This is a genomic window from Calidithermus roseus, from assembly GCF_003574095.1.
GTDB lineage: Bacteria > Deinococcota > Deinococci > Deinococcales > Thermaceae > Calidithermus > Calidithermus roseus.
In genome coordinates, this window is sequence record NZ_QWLA01000124.1 from 1 (window position 1) to 5,501 (window position 5,501).

The 5,501-nt window shown below is 64.5% G+C and carries 5 protein-coding genes, 1 rRNA gene and 1 riboswitch; of the genes, 4 read left to right on the forward strand and 2 right to left on the reverse strand.

Going from position 1 to position 5,501, the window contains the following annotated elements; genetic code table 11:
• Positions 1-95: 95 nt before the first annotated feature.
• From Mrose_RS17740 to Mrose_RS17750, 3 genes are all read left to right on the forward strand, one after another.
• Positions 96-1,217 (forward strand): ABC transporter permease, encoded by a 1,122-nt coding sequence (locus Mrose_RS17740; protein WP_119280529.1) that lies wholly within the window; start codon positions 96-98, stop codon positions 1,215-1,217.
• Between the two features lie 112 nt (positions 1,218-1,329).
• A complete protein-coding gene (locus tag Mrose_RS17745; protein WP_182482901.1) occupies positions 1,330-2,229 on the forward strand; it encodes a hypothetical protein in 900 nt (299 codons plus the stop codon).
• A 70-nt stretch (positions 2,230-2,299) separates the two neighbouring features.
• Positions 2,300-3,013 (forward strand): outer membrane lipoprotein carrier protein LolA, encoded by a 714-nt coding sequence (locus tag Mrose_RS17750; RefSeq protein WP_338025240.1) that lies wholly within the window; start codon positions 2,300-2,302, stop codon positions 3,011-3,013.
• 107 nt (positions 3,014-3,120) lie between these two features.
• Here Mrose_RS17750 and Mrose_RS17755 read toward each other — a convergent pair whose 3' ends face one another.
• Together Mrose_RS17755 and Mrose_RS17760 are read right to left on the reverse strand one after the other, a co-directional pair.
• Positions 3,121-3,888: a metallophosphoesterase family protein gene (locus tag Mrose_RS17755; protein ID WP_119280535.1), complete on the reverse strand. Its 768-nt coding sequence runs from the start codon at positions 3,886-3,888 to the stop codon at positions 3,121-3,123.
• A gap of 127 nt (positions 3,889-4,015) precedes the next feature.
• Positions 4,016-4,099, reverse strand: a riboswitch (cyclic di-GMP riboswitch).
• Between the two features lie 92 nt (positions 4,100-4,191).
• On the reverse strand, positions 4,192-4,899 hold the full coding sequence (locus Mrose_RS17760) for a PIG-L deacetylase family protein (protein ID WP_119280537.1): 708 nt from the start codon (positions 4,897-4,899) through the stop codon (positions 4,192-4,194).
• Positions 4,900-5,377: 478 nt separating this feature from the next.
• Here Mrose_RS17760 and Mrose_RS17765 point away from each other — a divergent pair.
• A 16S ribosomal RNA gene (locus Mrose_RS17765) occupies positions 5,378-5,501 on the forward strand; the annotation flags it as partial.

A 5,501-nucleotide genomic window follows, 5' to 3' on the forward strand; every position in this document is an offset into this window, starting at 1 on the left:
CCCCTCGAGCTCTCCCCCACCCTACCCAGCCTCGAGGACGTCTTCGTGGTGCTCACGCGGCGGAGCCAGTCCCTCCTGCAAGCGGGAGGTGCCGTATGAGCCGGATGCTGGCCGTAGCCCACAAGGAGATCACCCAGATCCGCCGCGACCACGTGTTGCCCCGGCTGATCGTGGGGTTGCCGGTGATGATGATGCTGCTGTTCGGCTACGCTATCAACTTCACCCTCTCGGGCATCCGCCTGGCTGTCTACGACGCCTCGAGCGACCGCATCAGCCAGGCGCTGGTGCAGGAGTTGGTCAAGGAGGGCAAGTTCCGGCTGACCTACAGCGCACCAACCCCCCAAGACGTGCCCAGGGCCATCGACGAGAACCTGGCGCGGGTGGGGCTGGTGATCCCCGAGGGGGCCCTGCAGACCGTGCGGCAGGATAAGAGCCTGGTGGTCGAGGTCTACGTCGATGGCTCTGACCCTAACTTCGCCTTCCAGGCCCAGGCCGCTTTGCGCAAGGCCCTGGGCGACCTCAACAGCCGCCTGCTGGCGGGCAAGGCCCTGGCCGGGCAGGCCGTCACCCCGCCCCTCACGCCCTCGCTGCACACCCTCTACAACCCCGATAACGAAACGGCCTGGTTCATGATCCCCGGCATCATCGGCCTCATCCTCACGCAATTCAGCGTGCTCCTCACGGCGCTTTCCATCGTGCGCGAGGGCGAGAGTCGCATGATGGAAGCCCTCATCGCCACACCCATCAAGCCCTACGAGGTGGTGCTGGGCAAGGTGCTGCCCTACCTGGGGATCGCCTTCTTCGTAGCCATCCTGGTACTGGCTGTGGGCCACTGGGTCTTCGGGGTGCCGGTGCGGGGCAACGTGGGGTGGCTGCTGCTGTTGATGCTGCTGTTCCTCTTCGGCTCGCTGGGGGTGGGGGTGCTGATCTCGACGCTGGCCCGCACCCAGGTGCAGGCGGTGTTCGGCACCTTCGCCTATGCCTTCCCCACCATCTTCCTCTCGGGCTTCGTCTTCCCCATCGAGGGAATGCCCACGCTGTTCCAGGCCATCTCCTATCTCATCCCCGCCCGTTACCTCATCGAGGGGCTGCGCGGGGTGATGCTGCGGGGGGTGGGCTGGGAGTTCTTGTGGCTGGACTTCCTGGCCTTGACCATCTTCAGCGGCCTGGTGCTGCTGCTGGCCTCGAGCCGCTTCCGCAAGCAGCTCGCGGTGTAGATTGGAGCCTGGAATGATGTCGGTATCGAATGTCGTACGTCGTACGTCATACGTGAAACGCCAAACGCTGAACGCTCCAAAGCACGACCCCACGGCGTCTGGCGTTTTGCATTTGGCGCGCTTTGGCTATCGGCCATCGGTCACCGGCGACTTCCCTGGGGGCGGGTCGTGGGGCTGGTTTTTCGCGCTGGTCGTGACGGTGGGTGCCCACCTGCTAGCCACCAGCCAGGCCCAGAGCCTGAGCGTGGGGCTGTTCGCCTCGCCGGGCTACCTCACGCCTACCCTCGAGGGCAGCCTCGAGGCGGGCGGCCTCACCTTGAGCGCCCGGCTCAAGCGCGACGCGGTGGGCTTTGGCCTGGAGGACGACCTCGAGTTCGGCCCCGCCGGGCGTTTCGTGTTCGGGGCGCGGGCCGACTTGGGCTTCGGCCTGCAGCCGCTAGGCTGGGGCGCGGAAGCCTACCTGCGCGGCAGCCTCGCCCAGGTCGGGCTGGAGGCTCGAGTGGGCTATGCCTCCGCCTCTCGCGCGCTCCTGTGGGCCGGGGAGCGCAACTTCGGCGGCTTCGCGGGCAACCTGGGTGCTAGCTACCGGCTCGACCCCAACCACACCCTGCGGGCCTCGCTGGCCTATGCCGGCGACGTGCCCGGGGCGATCTTCCAGGCTTCGACGCTGGGCCTGGAGGGGGCCTGGGCGCTGCGGGAAGGCGGGGCGACCTACCTGGCCGGGCTGGGCTTTCGCATGGGGGCCTACGCCTTGCTGGGCTGGCGCGGCGAGCTGGGCGAGGAGGACACCCTGCTCGACGCCACGCTGCGGCTGGGCTGGGTCAGTCGCCTCGAGCTCGGCCTCTTCCAGGAGGAGTTGCGCCTTCGCCTGATGAGCACCATTCCGCTGGGCGGAGCGCCATTCGAGGCCGCCGCCAGCCTGGAGGGCCAGAACCTGCGCGGGGACGTGAGCTATGACAACGGCAACCAGCGCTGGATGGTCTGGCTGCGGTACACCTTCATCTTTGACTGAGCTTTCTCGCATAGGTCAAATCCGACTCATCTCCCCTGCCCTACCCTGACGAAGAAATATGGAGGAATCCGTGAACACGCCCAATGCCCAACGCCAAACGCCCAAATACGTTGATAGCCAGCGGCTGAAGGCCATACGCGCCCTCCTCGGCGTGCTGTTCGTGGCCTTGAGCTGGGTGGGAGCCCAGAGCCCCGCCGAGATCACCAAGCAGGTCCAGGCCAACCTGGAGAAAGCGCCCTGGGAGGCTACCGTCAGCGGCAAGGCCCAGCTCCCCGACGGCTCGAGCCAGGACCTCGAGTTCCGCCTGCAGGTGCTGCCCGGCAAAGAGCAACTCGCCCGCGTGGAGTTCAGAAAGCCGGGCTCGCTGGAGGGCAACTTCGTGGTGATCTCCGACAAGGAGGTGTGGAACTACCTCTTCCTCACCAACCAGCTCATCATCCAGCCGCGCGCCAGGGCCAACATCCAGGGCCTAGGCGTGAACCTCACCAGCCTGGGCGACTTCGATCAGATCAGCGAGCAGGTCAGCCTGAAACTGCTGGGCGAGGAGAAAACACCCGAGGGAGCCGCCTGGAAGCTCGCGGGAGTACCCAAGGACAAGACGCAGAGCTACGCCAGCATGGAGATCGTGGTGCTCAAAGCCGACCCTCGCCCCCTCTCGCTCGTCCTCAAGGACTCCAGCGGCAAAACCCTGGCCGAACTCAACTTCAAGAACTTCAAGCGGGTCAACCTCACCGCCAGGCAGCTCAAGAAATACCCCGCCGACGCCGAGGTGGTGCGCAAATAGGCTTCGGTCGATGGTCAGTAGCCCATCGCCAGCGCCAAATGCAAAACGCCAGACGCCGTGGGGTCGTGCTTTGGAGCGTTCAGCGTTTGGCGCACTTTTGCCACCGACTACCCCCAAGTGCGCACGGGCGGCACCCACTCGATGGTCGCGTTGGAAACGGTGTTGCCCGAGGGATTAAAGGTGCCCTGGCGGACGGCTTCGATCAGGGGCGGGGGAAAGCCGAGGAGGGCCATGTCCTGAGCCACCCATTCGGTGTCGTAGGGCAGCTTCTTGAACTCGACGCTGACCCCTTGAGGGGTGTCCACGAGCACCGCCACGTCAGCCCCGGGTACTCCCCCCAGGCTCAGTCCCACCGAGCCGGGGTCAATGAGCAAGCGCTCACCCAGCCTGCGCTGGAAGGGCAGGTGGCTGCCCGAGGCCACCACGCAGGCAGCGTCGAAGCGCTCGAACAGGGGGAGCAGGTCGGGGGCGGGCAGCTCGAGGTCGATCTTGACCTCGGGGTCTTCGGGGGTGCCGTGGAAGGCTATGAGCTGGCCCTTGGACAGCGGAGTGTGGTAGCGGTAGCGCAAGCTTTTCAGAAAGCCGAGCTCGGGCTCCTCAAGCTGTTCGATGGTCCAGCGCAGGGTCATGTCGGAGATCCTGCTGCGGGGGGCGCTCGAGAGCATCCGAAAGGCCACCCGCATGTCGGCGCCACCTCCGATGCACTGTACGCCGAAGCGCTGGAGCATGCGGATGACGGGCTTGGGGTGGGGGCCGTAGCCCACGATGTCCCCGACGGCGATGATGTGATCGAGTTGCTGTTTGGACAGCCAGCTCAGCGCCGCGGCCAGGGCGGGCAGGTTGGCGTGGATGTCCGAGAGGATTCCGATGCGCATGGGGGGCCTCGCTCGAGCCTGGACCGGCGCATGGGGAATCAGCCAAAAACGACATAGCCAGCCAGGCTGGGTGCCTCACCGACCCCAAAGCCTGCTACCAAACACCCACGGCAGCGGTACGGGTTTGCCTTGACTCGGTCGGTTGCGCCACTGGCTCGACCTGCCCCAGGCGCCCAAGTGCAGGACAGGTTTCATTGCCTCCGAGAGCGGAAAAGTGGCCCTTTCCGCTCTCTGGAGCTTAGCTCAGCAAAGGCCCGGAGGCTGTGATTAATGCCTCGGGCTTCCCCACCGCTGCCTTTTCCTCTACAGCAGCTCGCTCTGTAGTTCCCCCTGGTAGCCCACCAGGTGAAAGGTCTCTTTGGCCAGCCGTTCAGCCGAACGCTCCATGAACCCCAGCACCGAGAGGGCCTGGGTGCGATGCTGGGCCATCGCCCGCAGCTTCTGGGCCAGGACGTGAAGGGGGATGATCCGCTGATGGGTGGGGGGCAGATAACCTTCCTCGTGGCCCGGATAAGGGGTGGGCGGCGCATAGTAGAACAGCTTGAGCGGCCCGCCATACTGCGCCACTGCCGCACTCACCCAGCGGCTGGTGGCGACGTGGTCCACGTGCCCGTTGATGCCGTTGGGGGGGAAGGTGATGATCGCGCGGGGTTTGAGGTTTTCAAAGCGCTGCACCAGTAAATCCACGATCTCCGGGTGGTCGGCTACCCCCCGATTGACTTCAAACCCCGCTCCTCTGGCTTCGCCTTCCGCGGCTGCTGCGGGGCGGGCATTGGGAAAGTCGTACAGCTCGAAGTGCCCGATCTTGAGCACCTCGACCGCCCTGCGCAATTCCTCAGCACGAAAGGCACCCAGGTCCTGCGGATCACACAGCCCCAATGTTCGACCTGCCTCGCCCTTGGTCAGGGTGATCAGGCCCGTCTCGAGGCCCCGCTCGGCATACTCGATGAGGGTGCCGCCCGCACCGAAAACCTCGTCATCAGGATGGGGAACGACCACCAGCAAATCCATAGAACCTCATCCTATCGTGCTCAGGCCCGGTAATACCGGACTCCAAAAGATAATCGTCAAAATCAAAAACCTTCAGTGGCTATCTTTTTGGATCCTAGAGCACACCCCTCCCTGGCAGTCGGCGAAGAAAGCGTCTCCCTTCCAAGGGGCGGTATCGCCCTTTGCTACGCGGATAACTTCGGTCGGGTTGCTTCGTTGCCGAAGGGCAGCGAACCAACCGGATCTGGTCCCTATCGCAGCTTGCTTTGATGCGGCGCGTTGCACATGGCTAAGGGGCCGTTTTTACGGCGGCTTCCTGCTTTTTGAGGCAGGTCGGGCTGGGCATGATCTCAATGCCCCTTGACAGCCCTTCGAATCCTTGATACTCTCTTCTTTGCGTCGCCTAAGGGTGACCGCGAACCTTGAAAGCACAGATCGGGAAACCACTGAACCAACAAGTGCCGCAAGGCACATCCAAACTGGCACTTCGGTGCCATTGTCACTGGAGAGTTTGATCCTGGCTCAGGGTGAACGCTGGCGGTATGCCTAAGACATGCAAGTCGCACGGACCGGTTTCGGCTGGTCAGTGGCGGACGGGTGAGTAACACGTGGGAGACGTGCCC